This window comes from Curtobacterium sp. MCBA15_005 (assembly GCF_001864855.1).
In the GTDB taxonomy this organism is placed as follows: domain Bacteria; phylum Actinomycetota; class Actinomycetes; order Actinomycetales; family Microbacteriaceae; genus Curtobacterium; species Curtobacterium flaccumfaciens.
The window spans coordinates 1-222 of sequence record NZ_MJGL01000051.1; the positions used below are offsets into that span (position 1 = coordinate 1).

The 222-nt window shown below is 66.7% G+C and carries 1 protein-coding gene; it reads left to right on the forward strand.

Annotation, left to right across the window (positions count from 1 at the left end):
- Nucleotides 1-222, forward strand: a 222-nt coding sequence (locus BIU89_RS13640) for a sugar phosphate isomerase/epimerase family protein (RefSeq protein WP_139179206.1), incomplete at both ends; no start/stop codon positions are given.

Sequence of the window (222 nt, forward strand, 5' to 3'; positions counted from 1 at the left end):
ATCGAGGACGCCGGCATCCGTGTGCTCATCGACCCGCACCCCGACGACTTCGTCGAGGACGGGCTCGAGGCGCTCCGGGTGATCCGCGGCCTGAACTCGAAGCACGTCGGCTTCGTCTACGTCGCCTGCCACACGTTCCACTACGGCGGCAACATGGACGAGATCATCGACGCCGCCGGTGACTCACTGCAGCTGGTCCACGTCGCCGACGCGTACGACCAC